Origin of the sequence: Chryseomicrobium palamuruense (assembly GCF_042649045.1) — a bacterium.
GTDB lineage: Bacteria > Bacillota > Bacilli > Bacillales_A > Planococcaceae > Chryseomicrobium > Chryseomicrobium palamuruense.
This window is the reverse complement of the sequence record NZ_JBHSEF010000026.1, coordinates 199,564-217,261: the sequence shown is the minus strand read 5'-3', so window position 1 is coordinate 217,261 and position 17,698 is coordinate 199,564. Positions and strand designations below refer to the sequence as shown.

Genomic DNA, 17,698 nt, shown 5'->3' with positions numbered 1-17,698 from the left:
GTCGACCGTATTCCAATAATTCACCTTTACTATGAACAAACATTTGCATGATAGACGAAGAATTTCATCTAGCGATTCATTCTTTCTTAGAGTTGCCGCCTTTCACATCACGCACTGTTTGTATTTCGATTGGGCTCAAGATGTCGCGGATGACCCAGCTTGCTGCAATCAAACCGGCAGCGGATGGGACGAAAGCGTTTGAGCTAGGTGGCATCTTCGCTTTGCGGATTTGCGCATCTGGTTTCCCAACTGTCTTCACGACATCCTCACGTACAACAATCGGGCTCTCATCTGAGAAAATGACCGGTATGCCTTTTTTAATGCCCTCTTTCCGTAACTTGACTCGAATCACTTTCGCAATCGGATCCGTATGTGTCTTTGAGATGTCGGCAATCTGGAATCGGGTAGGATCCATTTTATTTGCCGCACCCATGCTGGAGATAATTTTAATATCACGTTTCAAACACTCTTTCATCAAATGCACTTTATAAATAATCGTATCCGATGCATCGATGACATAATCAATGCCAAGCGCAAAGAAATCTTCGTATGTCTCTTCTGTATAGAACATGTGCATATCAATGACTTCACAGTCCGGATTAATATCGGCAATGCGATCTTTCATGATTGCAGATTTACTTTTACCTACTGTTGATAAATACGCCACAAGTTGACGGTTGATATTGGTAATGTCGACATTGTCTTTATCGACTAAGATAATGCGGCCCACACCACTACGTGCGCAAGCTTCAGCTGCGAATGAACCCACACCGCCAATCCCCAAGATGGCAACTGTTGTGTTTTTCAATAAGTCAATTCCTTCTGTTCCAATAGCTAATTCATTTCTTGAAAATTGATGTAACATCTTTTCACTCCTAGTTGAATAGTCGGAATTGATTGATTCCGTAAGAAAGCCCTTCAGCCGGGACTGAAGGGCGTTAAATTCATATTAGGACGAATCCCAAGCGTGCCGTCTCTGTAATGCTATCGTTTTGAACCCGCACTTAGCAGGTGGGTGCCCTCTTCAGTGCGCCGATGCGTCCACCGGAGTGGCATGATCTTTGCATTGAAAGTTAAGCTCCCGACGATAATATGTTCGGTCAAAATCGATTAACAAGTCACGAACACATCAGGATTCGTATTACTGATAATATAGCACACCTTCTATCGAAAATCAACTAAAGACTCGATAAGGCTATTGATTCTTCTGTTTGATTAGAGACAGATGCAAATCAGTTAATTGTTTCTCCGAAACCGGACTTGGTGCGTCCGTCAGCACACAGCTTGCACTCGCTGTTTTTGGGAAGGCAATGGTGTCACGTAAGTTCGTACGGCCTGAGAGTAACATCACCAGTCGGTCTAGACCAAAGGCAACCCCGCCATGCGGAGGTGTTCCATACTCAAAAGCTTCGAGTAGGAATTCAAACTGTTCTTTTGCTTCCTCATCTGAGAATCCAAGTGTGCGGAACATTTGCTCCTGCATCTCTCGTTCATAAATACGAAGAGATCCTCCACCTAACTCATACCCATTCAGCACTAAATCGTAAGCTTGCGCGCGAACAGAAGCTGGATCAGTTTCAAGAAGCGCAGCATCCTCATCGAACGGACGAGTAAATGGATGGTGAGCTGCATAGTAGCGCCCTTCTTCCGCGTCATATTCAAACAGTGGCCAGTTAACTACCCATAAGAAAGCATGCTTCGAATGGTCAATCAAGTTACGTTCTTTTCCGAATTTCAGACGAAGCGCACCTAAAGCATCTGCTACAACAGAAGATTTATCTGCAACGAATAATAATAAATCGCCAGCCTCCGCTTCCATCGCTTCCATCAGCTGCTGCCCTTTTTGTTCTGGGAAAAATTTCGCAATTGGGCCTTTGACACCGTCTTCTTCTACTTTTAACCACGCTAGACCTTTAGCTCCGTGTCGAGCAGCGAATTCGCCAAGCGCGTCAATATCTTTACGAGAGTAATCAGCTGCTGCACCTTTTACAGCGATCCCTTTTACTTGTCCACCATTTGCAATCGCATTTTTAAATACGCCGAACTCCGAATCCTTGGCAATTGCTTCAAGGTCTTTTAATTCGAGTTCGAAACGTACGTCGGGCTTATCCGATCCGAAACGAGCCATCGCATCTTGATAGTCCATGCGTGGAAATGGAATTTGAATATCAATTCCTTTGACTTCTTTTAAGACTTGTTTCATCATTCGTTCGTTCAGTTCGATGATTTCATCCATCGATAAGAAACTCATCTCCATATCGATTTGTGTGAATTCAGGTTGACGGTCTGCACGTAAATCTTCGTCACGGAAACAACGCGCAATTTGGAAATATCGTTCAAACCCAGAAACCATCAGCATTTGTTTAAACAACTGAGGAGATTGTGGAAGTGCATAGAACTCTCCGTCGTGCACACGGCTTGGAACAAGATAGTCGCGTGCCCCTTCCGGTGTCGATTTTGTTAAAATTGGCGTCTCTACTTCTAAGAAGCCTTCATCAGATAGGAAGTTACGTACCGTTTTTGTAATATCTGAACGCATTTTAAATGTATCATACATAACCGGACGACGAAGGTCTAAATAACGGTATTTTAAACGAATATCTTCATTAGCTTCTGTCTGGTTTTCAATTGCAAATGGAGGTGTCTTCGCTTCATTAATGATTGTCAGGTCACTCACTTGAATTTCGATTTCACCTGTTTTCATATTGCTGTTAATTTGCTTCACATCACGTGCAACTACAGTCCCTTTAACGGCAATCAAAAACTCGCTACGAAGCTTTTCAGCTTTTGTAAGTGCGTCTTGTGAGAAATCTGGATTAAAGACGACTTGTACGAGTCCTGTACGATCACGGAGATCAACGAAAATCAATCCTCCAAGATCACGTCGTTTTTGAACCCAGCCGATTAATTCGACTTTTTCTTCGATGTGTTGAGTGGTTAAAATCCCACATTCGTGTGTACGTTTCATTGTTGTTCCTCCCTGATCATCTGCTGCACTTTATTCCCTACTTCTCCTAAAGAAATTAGTTGCTGTTCACCTGTAGCGAGAAGTTTGACTTGAACACTGCTGTTTGCAAGTTCATCTTCACCTAGGATGAGGACGACCTTTGCTTTTTTACGGTCTGCTGATTTCATTTGTGCTTTTAGCTTTCGGTCCGCGTAGTCCATATCTGAACTAACTCCAGCTTGTCGAAGATCTTTTAATACTTTCATCGCGGCAATTTTTGGTTCATCACCAAGAGCAATGACGTAGGCGTCGACTGATGAGTGATCTTCAATCTCAGACTTCTCTGCTTCTAACGCAAGCAACAGGCGCTCAATACTCATTGCAAAACCAATTCCTGGAGAAGACGGACCACCAAGCTCTTCCACCAGTCCATTGTACCGACCGCCACCGGCAAGAGTGGTAATCGCACCAAATCCACTTGACGTGCTCATAATTTCAAATGCTGTGTGGTTGTAATAATCCAACCCACGGACTAGATTTGGATCAATTTCGTAAGCAATATCTAAAGCATCTAAATAGGTTTTCACTTTTTCAAAATACGTGGCGGATTCCTCATTTAAGTAGTCCGTCAGTTTCGGTGCTATCGCCATTAATTCGTGGTTTCGATCTCGCTTGCAATCTAAAATACGTAAAGGATTTTTCTCTAACCGATTTTGACAGTCTCCGCAGAATTCATCGATCCGTGGGGCGAAGTGGGCAACTAGAGCTTCTTTGTGTGCATTTCGGCTTTCACTATCACCAAGTGAGTTCAACACGAGTTTAATTTCTTTTAATCCTGCTTTTTTGTAGACATCCATAGCAAGGGCAATCACTTCTGCATCTACTGCAGGATCTGCACTGCCGATGGCTTCAATTCCGAATTGTACAAATTGACGGTAGCGGCCTGCTTGCTGACGTTCGTAGCGAAACATCGGACCCATGTAGTAAAGCTTGACGGGTTGGTCAGGCTGCCCGAACAGTTTGTGCTCAACATACGCTCGTACAGTAGATGCCGTCCCCTCCGGCCGAAGCGTGAGTGAACGATTTCCACGGTCTTCAAATGTATACATTTCTTTTTGAACGATATCTGTAGTATCTCCTACACTGCGCGTAAATAATTCGGTATGTTCAAAAATCGGTGTCCGAATTTCTTTATATTGATAAACATTACAGGTTTGACGAATGATATTTTCAACCGCTTGCCATTTATACGACTGCTCAGGCAGAATATCTTGCGTGCCTCTAGGTACTTTGATCATAAGTTTTCCTCCTTAAAATAAGCTGTGTAGAATGCTGTTCTAAAAATACTGATGAAATCAGAAGTAGCTAATCAGGCGTACTTTGTCTCACTAGCTACGGGGGATTTTCAAATGTATTTCTTGCGCTCGAGAAACGATTACTAAAGAAAGATTCAGGTCGTTCCACATCAAGAAAAACAAAAAGCTCTCGCCTCTTGCACGAATTGTGCAAGGGACGAGAGCATACTAATAGCTTCCGCGGTTCCACCCTGATTGACCCAAAAGGTCCTCTTTCCATCTGGATAACGGCCAGGTCCGTCTTCGCCTACACCAGTTCTGGTTCGACCAAGCGCCTCTTGAGTGTTGTTCACGTTCAACGTCTGTAGAAAAGATTTCAGCCACGTCTTTTCCTCTCTTGTCAGTCCGGTTTGAAAGTTACTTTCTCTGTCATGGGCAATGTGTTCTTGATAATATACTTTATCTTAATCATGCATTTAAAGAAAGTCAACAACAAAATGCAATTCGATATAGATATTTTATACCGGAGTAGGTAGACTAAGGAAAAGGAGGTCGAAAAATGGCGAATTTTCGAACATGGGGCGTATTTTTGATTTCACTTATTTTATTTATTGCCCCGCTACAAGCACTTGCGGAAACAGTAATAGTCGATACGCCTTCACTCAAAGTCCGGTCAGGTCCTGGCTTGAGTTATGATGTGATTGGCAGTGTCAAACAAGGAGATCAATTTGAGATTCTCACATCTCAGGACGACTGGTCCCAAATTGACTACAAGGGCCACAAAGGATGGATAGCGAGTTGGTTGACGAAATCAAACAGTGCTCAGAGTATCAATCGGTCGGCTATCGTTCAAGTCAAGAATTTAAATGTCCGTTCTTCAGCATCGACTTCGTCAAGTTTAGTCGGTCAGTTGCAGCAAGGAACAATGGTTCAGGTACTCTCCATTGATGGAAGTTGGGCAGAAATTTCATTTAAAGGCACGACCGCTTGGGTACATACAGATTATATTCAACTCGTCACAGGTTCTACATCTGAACAAACTCCAAAAACTAAGCCGTCCTCATTTGTCGTTCAAATAGATGCGTTGAACGTCCGAAAAAAACCTACGCTGGATTCGAAACGTGTCGGGGTGGTTTATCGGAATGAAGTGCTAAAAGTAGTTTCGATCAGTTCAAACTGGGTTGAAGTGGAGTTATTGAATGGTGCAAAAGGATGGGTATATAGCTATTATGGTGTGTTCCAAGATAACCCTGCCACTTCCGCTCCACCAACTTCAGCTGCAGCAAGTACTACCGTGACAATTTTATACAACGGAACAAACCTACGGACCCAACCCAGCACGTCGGGTGAAGTGGCTGCTCGAGTCGATGCCGGTCTTAAATTGAAGGTAGTCAGTTCGGTCAATGATTGGTATGAGGTGGACTACAAAGGTCAGAAAGCGTTTGTTGCAAACTGGGTTGTGACGACAGATGATGTGGCGATAGACACTTCTTCCCCTAAAACCGAAGAAAAAGTAGACCGAAAAAAAGGCACGTTAAACGGATTAGACATCGTCATTGATCCAGGACACGGCGGAAACGACCGCGGGACGACGGGGTACTATGGTACAGATGAAAAAGGATTGACACTACCGACCGCCGAACTGCTCGCATCAAAATTAGAAGCTGCAGGCGCACGCGTCACATTGACACGTGACTCTGATACATATGTTAGTCTTCGCAAACGAGTTTCTGTTAGCCATCAAGTCGGCGCTGACGCCTTCATTAGTGTCCATTATGACTCAGTAGACGACAGTTCCGTCCACGGATTCACCACGTATTATCAACATGGCTTCCAAAAAGAGCTTGCCGACCAGATCCATGGTGCTCTCCAGGATCGTCTATCTCTCCGTGACCGTGGCGTTCGGCAAGGTAACTATCTTGTTTTACGTGAGAACAAGCAACATGCCGTACTTCTCGAGCTTGGGTATCTTAGCAATGCAACAGAGGAACGCACAGTAACTACTGCACAGTTCCGTGAGAATGCAGCACATGCCATCTACGAAGGCATCATCAATTTCTTTGATGCACAGTTGAAATAACCACATAAAAACCATGCCTGGAGGATTTTCCGGCATGGTTTTTAATGTTCTTTCATCATCATGAACCGCTCCAAAACCTTCGCTTTTCTGAGGGAGCACCTTCAAGCCTCCTCGTCGAACCTCACATCGTTCGGTCCAACTGTGGGGTCTCGAAGGCACTCTGGTCCTCTAGAAGTCTTCGGTTTTGGAACGTTTCATTCTTTTGCAGAAATCAATCATTTAGTTAAGATGTGACTCTAGAGTTATTTACTTTTTCTATAGCTATTTAGTTCGTATTATTTCTCTAACATGATTGTTACTGGGCCATCATTCGTGAATTGGACATCCATCATGGCGCCGAAGATGCCTGTCTCAACAGTGAGACCGAGTGCGCGGAGGCGATCATTGAAATAGAGCCATAAAGGTTCTGCCATTTCCGGTCGGGCCGCTTCGATGAAGGAGGGACGGCGGCCTTTGCGAGAATCCGCATAGAGAGTAAACTGAGAAACCGACAAAATCTGCCCACTGACATCAGCTATCGAGCGGTTCATCTTTCCCTCATCATCTTCAAACAGGCGAATCCCCGCTACTTTTTCTGCGAGCCAATCAGCTTGGGCTGTTGTATCTTCGTGAGTCACTCCCACAAGAAGTACATAGCCATGAGAAATGGCCCCTGTCAGTTCCCCGCTTACGGTGACTTGTGCGGCTTTCGCGCGCTGTAAAACAATTCGCATGAAAACACCTCTTAGTTGATAATACGTTGCACTGAGTAAACATTCGGCAAATGTTTAATACGTTCGACGACACGATGTAAGTGTGAAATATTCGTGATTTTGATGGTTAAGTTGATGGTCGCAATATCTTTCTCCGACCTCCCTGTCACAGCTGAAATCGTTGTCTTTGAATCCGTCACAACCTGTAACACTTCGTTCAACAGCCCCGTACGGTCAAAAGCTGATACTTCAATATCTACGGCATACTCCTTCTTCACTTCAATATCTTGTTCCCACTCGACGTCGATCAGGCGCTGAGACGAATCTGCTCGCTGGACATTCGGACAGTCTGCGCGGTGAACCGAAACACCGCGTCCTTTCGTAATGAAACCAACGATTTCATCGCCAGGTACCGGGCTACAACAACGAGATAAACGAATCAATAAGTTTTCGATACCACGAACAACAACGCCGGATTCTGTCGACTTCTTCACAGGCGGAGAGGCCATCGTTTTGTTGATTTTTTCAAGCGTCTCTTCTTGATCGCGCTCTTTGCGCTTCTTCTCAGCTAATCGATTGACGACTTGTTGTGCGGTAATACCACCAAATCCGACAGCGGAATATAAATCTTCTTCACTGGTAAATGCATATTTCTCACAGACGCGCTTTAGATTTTCAGGAGTCAGCACTTCTTTTTGATCAAAATCCTGTGTACGGATTTCTTTTTCAATGGCTTCCTTTCCTTTTTCGATATTTTCTTCACGCTGTTGCTTTTTAAAGAACTGTTTAATTTTGTTTTTTGCTTGGGATGACTGAGCAATCTTTAACCAGTCTCGACTTGGCCCGAAAGACTGCTTGGACGTCAATACTTCAATGATGTCCCCAGTCTTCAATTTCGTGTCAAGAGGAACCATTTTCCCGTTTAGCTTGGCACCAATCGTTTTATTTCCGACTTCTGAGTGAACGCGGTACGCAAAATCGATAGGCACAGATCCTGCAGGAAGTTCAATAACGTCACCCTTAGGTGTAAAGACATAGACCATATCTGAGAACAAATCGAACTTCAACGATTCCATGAACTCTTCCGCATTCGAAGATTCGTTCTGGAATTCGAGGATTTCACGGAACCACGATAGCTTTTGATCCACGGTTTCATGTGAGTGATCAATTTTACGTCCTTCTTTATATGCCCAGTGTGCAGCTACCCCGTACTCAGCGATATTATGCATTTCTTGTGTACGGATTTGAACTTCTAAAGGATCGCCATTTGGCCCGATAACGGTCGTATGAATGGATTGATATAAGTTCTGTTTAGGCATGGCAATGTAATCTTTGAAGCGTCCCGGCATTGGTTTCCATAACGTATGGATGATGCCAAGAACAGCGTAACAATCTTTGATGCTATCGACGATGATACGCATCGCAAGCAAGTCATAAATTTCATTGAACTGCTTTTGTTGGACGATCATCTTTTTATAGATGCTGTAGATATGTTTTGGACGCCCGGATATGTCCGCGAGAATTCCGACCTCATCCAACTGTTTGACGATGTCCCCCATCACATTGTTTAAATAGGCTTCACGTTCTGTCCGCTTCTTCTTCATGAAATTCACGATGCGGTAATATTGCTGAGGATTTAGGTAGCGAAGTGACGTGTCTTCAAGCTCCCACTTTACTGTCGAGATTCCAAGACGGTGGGCAAGGGGCGCAAAGATTTCCAGTGTTTCGTTCGCAATACGACGTTGTTTTTCTTCCGGAAGGTGTTTGAGTGTGCGCATATTGTGCAGACGGTCCGCTAGTTTAATCAAAATGATACGGATGTCCTGCGCCATGGCTATAAACATTTTACGGTGGTTTTCCGCTTGTTGCTCTTCTTTAGACATGTATTTGATTTTCCCGAGCTTCGTAACGCCTTCTACAAGCATCGCTACTTCTTCATTAAATTCATTGACGAGGTCTTCTCGTGTCAAATCCGTGTCTTCCACGACATCATGAAGAAACCCAGCAGCGACCGTTTCTGGGTCCATTTGAAGGTCCGCTAAGATCCCTGCTACTTGAATAGGGTGGATAATATACGGTTCTCCCGAATTACGGAATTGGTTGCGGTGCGCATGTTCCGCTAATTTGTATGCTTTTTCGACGAAGTGAACGTTCTCCTCGTTCATATATCCGGCGGTTAACTCAAATACCTCTTCAGCGGTTCGCACCTGCTCTTTTGCCATGTCAATCACCTGTTCCTCTGTATTTCGATTCAGAAAGATTTCTCTTTATTGTAGTAAACTCTTATAGCCATTGTAAAGCTTGTATGTACCACAAAACGCAGTCAGATTTCTCTGCTGCGCCTTGTCAATTAGTATTGAATTAATGTGCGAATGTCATAGCCTTTTAATTGGTCACGACCATTTAAGTAAGACAATTCGATTAAAAATGCCGCTCCAACGACTTCTCCGCCAAGTTGGTTGATGAGATCAATCGTTGCGCCGACCGTTCCACCTGTAGCTAATAGATCGTCAACAATCAGCACTTTTTGTCCTGGTTTTAATGCATCTTTGTGCATCGTTAATGTGTCAGTTCCGTATTCAAGACCATAGTCTGCAGAAATGACTTCACGTGGAAGCTTTCCAGGTTTACGCACAGGCGCAAATCCGATTTCAAGAGCATAAGCAACTGGACATCCGATGATGAATCCACGTGCTTCTGGACCGACGATGATTTCAGCACCAACTTCACGTGCATATTTTACGATTTCATCGACAGCAAATTTATATGCAGGACCATTGTCCATGATAGTTGAGATATCTTTAAATCGAATACCTGGTTTTGGCCAGTCTTCAACAATCGTTACGTACTGTTTCAAATCCAAAATTGTTCCTCCTCAGGACGGGTATTGACGTTTTTCATCAAACCATTGCTTTAATTCACGATATGGAGCGTAGAGCAGAACCTGCTCGAGCGCCACCCGTTGTTGTTGATTCTGATAACTTGGCGACTCCGTTAAGTCACGCTTGGATGAGTCTTTGTTTAAGACTAAATGTCCATTGTCTATTTTAACAAAATCCAACTCAAAAAACACCTTTGACATAAAATTAATTGTTTGCTCGCTCCAGCCCTTGTGTCGCGCGAGTTGTGCGCCTTGCTCTTTCAGTGGAAACGACGCACGATTTGTTAAGAATCCATAGTACCATTTAAATTGGTCTCGGCTTGGCAACCCGTCAAAAAAGGCTTGAGACGGTGTGTAGAAGTGCGCAAAGATTCGGTTCCATTCCGCCCGAGTTATGATGTCGTCAAGCTCCTCTTCGGAATCTGGCATGTCTAGAAGCACGAGATTCGAATGAACCGGTTTAAAACTGTCCTTTGACTCAATCGTGACCGCAAGTTGGTCTTGATAGGCCTTCACTGTCTCCGACTGGAACGCCACAAAGTGTGTTTCTTCAACTGGCACTTGATTGATCCAACGATACAGCTGGCGAATCCCCCGCACATCAAACAGTTGCCAATCTTTGGAAGCGGCATCTTCTAACAGCATCTGCGGCTTTTTTCGTCCATTCCACTCGTTTACTTGCAAATCGCCAACTAGTGTTAATTGGGTAAGTGGCGCCAGCTGATCAACGAGTTCGCCTTGATAAAACCCGATGACATCGAGCGTATGCCCATCTTGAGTAACTTCGAGCTTTGCGTGATTAGTCGATGCCCCAATTTTTCTAGAAGTCGTCACTTCTGCTTGTTGTATGCAGTAAAGTGGCTTAGCAAAGCTCATCCCAAAAGGACCTAGTTTTGCCGTGTCTTCAATAGCCTCTACAGTAATTTCAGAAAGACGAATTGGAATATCAATCGTTAAACGCGGTATGAAGTGATCTTCTGTTAAGGTATCGTCTCCTTGCTGAATCATACGATTGATGAATTCATCCAAGTTGTCAAGAGGAAGTGTCATCCCAGCCGCCATTGGATGTCCTCCGAAATGTGGAACAAGATCTCGATTTTTCGCAATTTCTTGGTATAGGTGAAATCCTTCAATGCTTCGAGCAGACCCTTTTGCAATACCCTTGTCATGATCAATCCCAAGAACAATGGTCGGACGCGTATACTTCTCGACTAGCCGTGAAGCGACAATTCCGAGGATGCCAGGATTCCAGTCCTCCCCTGCCACTACCAGAACACTTGGGATGGGTTCTGACTCCACCATTGCAATTGCTTCGTCCGTCGTCGCTTTGACAATGGCCTGACGTTCTTTATTTTTGTCACTTAAGAATTTTGCATACAGGTTCGCTTCTTCTTTGCTGTGACTGCGGAACAAGTGCACACCTGGGTCAGCGTCTCCAAGTCGTCCGACTGCATTAATGCGGGGGCCGAAACCAAATCCCACCGTTTCTTCGGTAATGGTCGGAATTTCAATTCCAGACGCAGCTGCGAGCGCTTTGATCGCTTCTGTCGGTTGCGTGCGCATCTGCTGCAGCCCTTTTTTCACAAAAAAGCGATTTTCTCCGACGAGTGGAACAAGGTCGGCAATCGTCCCGATTGCGACCAGATATAAATATTCTTCAGGAAGTCGCCCGAGAAGTGCATGGGCAAGCTTAAACGCCATCCCCACTCCAGCTAGATCGGAAAAAGGATAGTTCTCATCGAGATGCGGATGCAAAATGTAATCCGCAGGTGGCAACGTTTCCCCTGCTTCGTGGTGATCGGTTAAAATCACATCCATGCCGAGTTCTTTCGCAATTGCAATCTGGGCGTGACCTGAAATTCCATTATCGACCGTGATAATCAATGTACAGCCTTCGTCATGAGCAAGGCGGAAAAGTCGTTCACTTGGTCCATATCCGTCTGTGAAACGGTTCGGGATCTTAAAGTGTGCATCCGCCCCGAGCGAGGTTAACGTCTCCATTAGCACTGTCACACTCGTAATTCCGTCTGCGTCATAGTCTCCGTATACGAGAATTCGTTCGTTCGATTCGATTGCTTTTCGTATGCGCTCCACAGCCGGTTTCATTTGTGTAAATAAAAATGGATCATGGCTCATCGAGGAGTCTGTATGTAGATAATCTTGCGCTTTTTCTACTGAATCTACACCGCGGGCTAGCAACAATTTCGCAGCCATCACGGATATAGTTAAGCTCTTGGCAAACTCTTCAGCTTGCTTTTGATCAATGCTTTCAAGCAGCCATTTCTTTTTTGATTGAATCATGTTCTCACTTCCTCACAGACTTTCATTATAGCAAAAAAACCTGCCCAACTGGACAGGTCTTTCGTTCAATTTGATGGCGTGATTTCTTGTTGATACGTAGGTTGACTCTTCATCTCGCGTTCACGGTACACAGCGAGTTCATTTTCCACTGCATGAAGTTCTGCATCACGTTTCGTTTTTTCTGCTTCTAGCGCTTTGACTTTCCGACTGAGCGTAAAGCTGCGCACCATTGCGAGCAGTCCACTAACCAGTGCGCCAAGTAGCGCAGAACCTAAAATAACTAGAATCAGTGGCCATTCTGCTTCGCCAAATAAATAATTGACAGGAACGGCGTCCACATTCACGACAGCAAAAATGGCGATGACGATTGCTAAAATAAGACCGATTAAAATAATCCATTGTGCCTTCACTCGATCATCTCCTTATGTATAAATGACCCCATAAAAAAACAGGATATAGATTCACTATACCCTGCTTTTGAAATATTTGAAACTTTTAAACAACTGGTTCGTCCGAACCCCATTGTTTCTTCTCAGCCACCACATCAATTGGTCCTTTGTTACCCAACTGTTTCCGTTTCAAATCGAACCAAAGCTGAGCCGCAATGAAGATTGATGAATACGTACCAGCAATTAAACCGATGAGTAACGCAATCGAGAAGTTTTGAATGGAAACTGCTCCAAAGAAGATCAAGGCGATAACGACAAACATGACTGTCGCTACTGTATTGATAGAGCGCCCAAGGGTTTGACGAAGTGATTTATTCACGACCTCTTTCAATTCTTCTTCTGTCGCAATGACACCCGAACGCGCCATATTTTCACGAATTCGGTCAAACGTTACAATCGTATCATTGATTGAATAACCTACTATGGTCAACACGGCTGCGATAAAGGTGATATCGACTTCAAGTCGCAGGATACTGAATAGCGCGATCATGAAGAATGCATCGTGTAGGAGTGAAACGATGGCAGCTAGTCCCATACGCCACTCAAAGCGAATCGATGCATAGATGATAATCCCGAGTGCAGCGATTGCGAGTGCTAGAACGGCATTTCGAGCGAGCTCTCGTCCGACAGTTGGAGATACAGCACTCACACCTGGCTCAATGCCGAAACGTTCTGTAATATCCGCTTTGATTTGAGCAATCTCGTCTTGAGTAAAATCTTCAACGTAACGAATGACAGCAATGTTTTGCTCATCACCCGAGATGACGACGTCTTCTGATGGGAGTCCAATTTCCTCAAGATCATTTTGTACTTGTTCTTTCGTCAATTGTTCATCTGCCAAAATCTCAACTCGGGTTCCACTTGCAAAATCGATTCCTAAATTTAATTGGAAAATAGATAACATGGCAATCCCTGCTGCTAGCAAGAATACGGAAATCGAGTAGAACATTTTTCGAGTGCCTACAAAATCAATGCGATCAAATTTCGTTGGAAGGTCGAGTGTGTCCACTTCTTCTTCCGCAGGATGAATGGTTTTCGCAGATACACCAAACCATCCTTTTTTATTGTCGAGCCATCCACTATGGACGAGAAGTCCAAGAAGTAAACGAGATCCCCAAACGGCTGTGATAAAGCTTGCTAAAATACTGATGATCAACATCGTTGCGAACCCTTTGACGGAGCTGTTCCCGAAGTAGAATAAAACGCCCGCTGCAATCAATGTAGTTACATTGGCATCTAGGATTGCGCTAAACGATTGTTTGGCACCCATAGCAAACGACTGGGCAACTGATTTGCCAACGCGTAATTCTTCTTTAATCCGTTCATAGGTGATGATATTTGCATCGACGGCCATTCCAACACCAAGCATGATAGCGGCGATACCTGGTAAAGTAAGTACCCCATTGATTAACTCAAATACAAGTAGGACTAGATAGATATACACCGATAGTGTAATCATCGCCACAAGTCCTGGAATTCGGTAATAGACCATCATAAAGAGGAAGATGAGTGCAATACCAATAATGGCTGCAAACACCGTCTCATCAAGTGCCTGTTCCCCGAACTGAGCACCTACAGATGTTGAGAAAATCTCCGTCAGTTTCACAGGAAGCGCTCCTGCATTTAACACACCTGCTAAGTTGCGTGTCTCATCGGTCGTAAAGGTACCTGAAATTTCTACATCACTTGAAGCGATTCGATTATCAACTTTTGGAGCAGATACGAATTTTGGATCTGGTTTCATCGCTTCAGCAGCGTAACTGTCGACGCCTTCTTCAAAATCAAGCCAAATGACGAGGAGGTTCTCGCCAAACGGGCGAGAAGCAAGTTCAGATGTCACTTCTGCAAATTTATCTGGATCTTTCAATTTTAACGTAACGATAGGGGATCCATTTTGACTAAAAGCAGGCTGTGCGCCGCCTTCCACCAAATCATTCCCATCTAACATAATTTCGTCATTTACGTCACGGAACGTCAAGTTAGCCTCTGTAGAAAGCAATTCACGAGCGGCCGCTTGATCTTCCACACCTGGAAGCTGTACTCGAATGCGGTCCTCTCCTTCAACGGAAATGACCGGCTCACTGACACCGAGTACGTTGATTCGATTGTTCAACGATTCGACAGTGGCAGACACCGTTTCTGGCGTAACGTCTTCTCCACCTTCTTCGAGAGGTGAAAGTTCATACAGAACTTCAAACCCACCTTGAAGATCAAGACCTAGTTTAATATCTTTTATGATGCCGTTTGCAGTACTGCTAATGGTACCTGCAAAGATGACGAGGAGCAGCAGAAACGCTACTATTCTTCCTCTGGATTTCATTTTCATTCTCCCTTCTTTTCCCCTAAGCGAGGGGAATCACAGACACCGGTCTGAAACCGAAAAAACACAACATGATTATTATGAATCACGTTGTGTAGCGTGTCAAATGCCCATCGGCCCTATTCACTTTGGATTAAGTAATTGTTCTAAATCTTCTTTTTTTAATTCTGAAAACCAATTCTCAGATTTGAACTGTTCAACTTGAATCAGTGACATATAGGTGGAAGGGGCAATGGCATACAGATCAGCAATCACTTGATGAAGCTGCAACTCTTCAAATGATTTCTTTTTCCAGAACTTCCGTTTCGCAAATGCCCATAAATCCTCTTTTGTCACTTTTGTGAATTCGTAGTACTCGAATTCTTCAATCTTGCTTTCAAGCACAAGTTGTACGTCATTGAACAATCGTTGTTCATGTTCCCCTTTATCCATTCCTTTGCCCCCTTGCATAAATTAGACTCCCGTTCATATCGTGTGGTAGTAGCTAAAATCGTATCGATTTATGAAGGATGTGTCAAATGTCTTTTCGAAAAGGGTCCTTACTACTCATGGGCGCTTATCTCATCACCAAAGTACTAGGATTTATCTTCCGAATGCAATTTGTCCGTATCGCCGGGGAAGAATCGGTCGGAGTTTATATGGCGGTATATCCCGCTTTTATTTTTTTCTTAGCTGCTATTCAGCTAGGACTTCCTGTTGGCGTCGCAAAGATGACCGCGATTCACACGGCAGAAAACCGACTAGGACGAGCAACCGATGCGTATCTAGCTGCCCTCAAATGGGTCGTCATCAGCTCCGCTATTTTTGTTCCCATCTTTTTTTATGCTATTCCCTATCTCATGACTGAGCTTTTGCAGCAATCGGCAGCGATTCAAGTGGGATATGCCGCGCTTATCATGGCACCGATTACTGCTGTGGCCACACTCGCTCGCGCATACTTTCAAGGCTTGACACGGATGTCTGAAACGGCGACTTCTCAAATCTTAGAACAAGCGATTCGCATCCTTTTAGTCACCTTTTTGCTTCCCTATGCTCTAACAAGTACTCCACATGGAATGGCCGTCCTTGCCATGTTGATTGCGTTAGTCGCCGAACTCGTTGGGCTTTTCTATTTATGGATCCGTTACAAAGCCGTCCGCGTCAAAGGGACAGGAAAACCCTATCCACACAAAGCCTTACTCACCCCTTCGCTTCCTGCGAGTGGGAGCAAATTATTCGGATCCTTCACATGGTTCTTAGAACCCGTCCTATTCTTACATGCTCTTACCCGAAGTGGTATGGCGGTCGCACAAGCTACAAGTCTGTATGGAATCATTTCAGGAGTATTAGTGCCCATGCTCCTCTTCCCCTCCTTCATTCCGTATGCTTTAGCCACAGTACTTATTCCAGCGGTCAGCGGTGCAGCCGCTTCCGGTCGTATGACTCTCGTGCGTGACCGTGTTCACTTAGCACTGCGTATCTCTGCTGTTACCGGTGTTCTTTCCTCAACGCTTCTCTATGTATATGGCGGCGAACTTGCCGAGTTATTTTTTCACACCGACAAGATGACCGTCTATTTTCACTTACTTAGCCCGATTTTCTTCTTTTATTACATTCAAAGTCCCCTGTTTTCAATCTTGCAGGCGATGGACGCATCGCATATTGCATTCCGTAATTCGGTGCTCGGTGGGATTGGTAAACTCGCATTACTCGCAGCGTTGACTGCAGATGTGTCGTTTAAAGAACAAGGAGCGGTTCTAGCGATTGGATTTGGTGTACTCATCACATCCGGATTACATATCGCCTCGATCCGCAGCATTCGTAGCCTCGAAGTGGGCTATTTAACATTTTTACCGGTCTATCTCATTTTTCTTGTCGGCATTGCTTTGCTTCCCGTTTTGATTCCACCCTCTCTACCTCTTATCGCTCAAGTAGCTATAGGTGCTTGTTTACTCCTGTTTATACTAATCGTGACACGTCAGCTTCATGTGAAAGATATCGCGCTTACCTGGCATCTGCTTAAAGTTTCTGTGAAGTCGATTTAAGTTGAATAATCAATTCCTTGTCGTGAAAAACCGCATAAAAGACTGCATCCGGTCGAGAGATGCCTTGCTCAGCTAATTTTTCTTCGACTTCCTCACGTGTGTGTCCAGTCACTAGTAGGTGGCGCTCTTGAATCTCGCCATCCATGATGACGGCTAACAAGAACGGGGATTCTCCTTTTTGGAATACCGATAATCGACCGGACGACTCAAGAAACGCATATGCGATATTCTGTACGGTCCCTATCTGCTGTTCTCGCAGCTGCTGAAGCAAGTCATCCAGATTGTAGCGGTGTTTCCGCATCGTATCTTCCATGATGACCCCATCACGAATCACTAGCGCTGGCTCGCCATCTACTGTATCTCGAAAGCGTTTGTACTTCATGGTCATAAACGCCATGGTGAGTTGCACAAACGCGAGAACAGCGACAGGGACAATCCCTTTCCAAACCGATAGATCAATCGAATGAATCGTATCGGATGCCACCTCTGCAATGAGTAGAAAAACAACGACATCAAAAACACTCAAATTGCCAACTTCTCGTTTTCCAAGGAGTCGTAAACTGACGAGAATTATTGTATAGAACAATACAGTCCGCCAAATCAGCACGATGTAATCCATCTCCATCACCTCACGTGTTAGTGTGTGTGAAAGAGGTGGAATTTAAACGAGTAATGTCCTCCCGGTCGCTATCACGGTTCGACTATTACC

General features: G+C 44.4%; 13 protein-coding genes, 1 other RNA gene and 1 other annotated feature. Of the genes, 2 read left to right on the top strand and 12 right to left on the bottom strand.

Annotation, left to right across the window (positions count from 1 at the left end; genetic code table 11):
* Positions 1-76: 76 nt before the first annotated feature.
* The 4 genes from ACFO0S_RS13420 to hisS form a co-directional block, all read right to left on the bottom strand.
* Positions 77-865, bottom strand: coding sequence for a tRNA threonylcarbamoyladenosine dehydratase (locus ACFO0S_RS13420; RefSeq protein WP_378142607.1), 789 nt, complete (start codon positions 863-865; stop codon positions 77-79).
* An 89-nt stretch (positions 866-954) separates the two neighbouring features.
* Positions 955-1,139: non-coding RNA, 6S RNA (gene ssrS / locus ACFO0S_RS13415), on the bottom strand.
* Positions 1,140-1,195: 56 nt separating this feature from the next.
* On the bottom strand, positions 1,196-2,968 hold the full coding sequence (gene aspS, locus ACFO0S_RS13410; RefSeq protein WP_378142606.1) for an aspartate--tRNA ligase: 1,773 nt from the start codon (positions 2,966-2,968) through the stop codon (positions 1,196-1,198).
* Complete coding sequence (gene hisS / locus ACFO0S_RS13405; protein WP_378142605.1) at positions 2,965-4,245, bottom strand: histidine--tRNA ligase; 1,281 nt, start codon at positions 4,243-4,245, stop codon at positions 2,965-2,967. The genes aspS and hisS overlap by 4 nt, the downstream gene beginning before the upstream one ends.
* A gap of 207 nt (positions 4,246-4,452) precedes the next feature.
* Positions 4,453-4,684, bottom strand: a binding site (T-box leader).
* Between the two features lie 117 nt (positions 4,685-4,801).
* Between hisS and ACFO0S_RS13400 the strand changes: the two genes are divergently transcribed.
* Entirely contained in the window at positions 4,802-6,322 is a 1,521-nt protein-coding gene (locus ACFO0S_RS13400; protein WP_378142604.1) for an SH3 domain-containing protein, read from the top strand.
* 275 nt (positions 6,323-6,597) lie between these two features.
* On the opposite strand, the gene dtd is transcribed toward ACFO0S_RS13400, so the two are convergent.
* From dtd to ACFO0S_RS13365, 7 genes are all read right to left on the bottom strand, one after another.
* The gene (gene dtd / locus ACFO0S_RS13395) at positions 6,598-7,035 is read right to left on the bottom strand and encodes a D-aminoacyl-tRNA deacylase (protein ID WP_378142603.1); all 438 of its coding nucleotides are present in this window, start codon (positions 7,033-7,035) and stop codon (positions 6,598-6,600) included.
* 11 nt (positions 7,036-7,046) lie between these two features.
* Positions 7,047-9,236 (bottom strand): RelA/SpoT family protein, encoded by a 2,190-nt coding sequence (locus ACFO0S_RS13390; RefSeq protein ID WP_378142602.1) that lies wholly within the window; start codon positions 9,234-9,236, stop codon positions 7,047-7,049.
* 128 nt (positions 9,237-9,364) lie between these two features.
* The gene (locus ACFO0S_RS13385; RefSeq protein WP_378142601.1) at positions 9,365-9,877 is read right to left on the bottom strand and encodes an adenine phosphoribosyltransferase; all 513 of its coding nucleotides are present in this window, start codon (positions 9,875-9,877) and stop codon (positions 9,365-9,367) included.
* A gap of 12 nt (positions 9,878-9,889) precedes the next feature.
* A complete protein-coding gene (recJ, locus tag ACFO0S_RS13380) occupies positions 9,890-12,196 on the bottom strand; it encodes a single-stranded-DNA-specific exonuclease RecJ (protein ID WP_378142600.1) in 2,307 nt (768 codons plus the stop codon).
* Between the two features lie 65 nt (positions 12,197-12,261).
* Positions 12,262-12,606 (bottom strand): LapA family protein, encoded by a 345-nt coding sequence (locus ACFO0S_RS13375; RefSeq protein ID WP_378142599.1) that lies wholly within the window; start codon positions 12,604-12,606, stop codon positions 12,262-12,264.
* 85 nt (positions 12,607-12,691) lie between these two features.
* Entirely contained in the window at positions 12,692-14,965 is a 2,274-nt protein-coding gene (secDF, locus tag ACFO0S_RS13370; protein WP_378142598.1) for a protein translocase subunit SecDF, read from the bottom strand.
* Between the two features lie 123 nt (positions 14,966-15,088).
* Complete coding sequence (locus tag ACFO0S_RS13365; RefSeq protein ID WP_378142597.1) at positions 15,089-15,397, bottom strand: post-transcriptional regulator; 309 nt, start codon at positions 15,395-15,397, stop codon at positions 15,089-15,091.
* 86 nt (positions 15,398-15,483) lie between these two features.
* Between ACFO0S_RS13365 and ACFO0S_RS13360 the strand changes: the two genes are divergently transcribed.
* Positions 15,484-16,989, top strand: a complete 1,506-nt coding sequence (locus ACFO0S_RS13360) for an oligosaccharide flippase family protein (RefSeq protein WP_378142596.1) — start codon at positions 15,484-15,486, stop codon at positions 16,987-16,989.
* On the opposite strand, the gene ACFO0S_RS13355 is transcribed toward ACFO0S_RS13360, so the two are convergent.
* Complete coding sequence (locus tag ACFO0S_RS13355) at positions 16,964-17,608, bottom strand: DUF421 domain-containing protein (protein ID WP_378142595.1); 645 nt, start codon at positions 17,606-17,608, stop codon at positions 16,964-16,966. The two genes, ACFO0S_RS13360 and ACFO0S_RS13355, sit on opposite strands and share 26 nt — an antisense overlap.
* Between the last annotated feature and the right edge of the window lie 90 nt (positions 17,609-17,698).